This is a genomic window from Streptomyces sp. NPDC058469, from assembly GCF_042721125.1.
In the GTDB taxonomy this organism is placed as follows: Bacteria; Actinomycetota; Actinomycetes; order Streptomycetales; family Streptomycetaceae; genus Streptomyces.
On record NZ_JBHXME010000211.1, the window covers coordinates 1 to 272 of the forward strand.

Below are 272 nucleotides of genomic sequence, written 5' to 3' on the forward strand. Positions count from 1 at the left end.
CCTCCATCCCGTCCCCGAACACGATCAACTGCTCGGACTCAACGGTGAGTTGAAGCCCCGCCGAGCCGGCCAACTCGCCCGCCACCAGCGACGTACCGGTCACCGGTGACGGCCACGCCTCGCGGACGAACCACACCAGCCGGTCCTCCGAGGGGTGTGGGAGGGACAGGGCCCTGGCCCGGTACGGGCACCCCGCCCCGAGCCACCCCGAGGCCCCCCGGCCCCTTCCCACCAGCCCCCCGCTATAACGCGGGGGGGCGTCGGCACCCCCC

1 pseudogene is annotated in these 272 nt (G+C 74.3%); it reads right to left on the minus strand.

The annotated features are described in order from the left end of the window. Positions 1 to 272: pseudogene (locus tag ACFWP5_RS47135) on the minus strand (hypothetical protein); the annotation flags it as partial.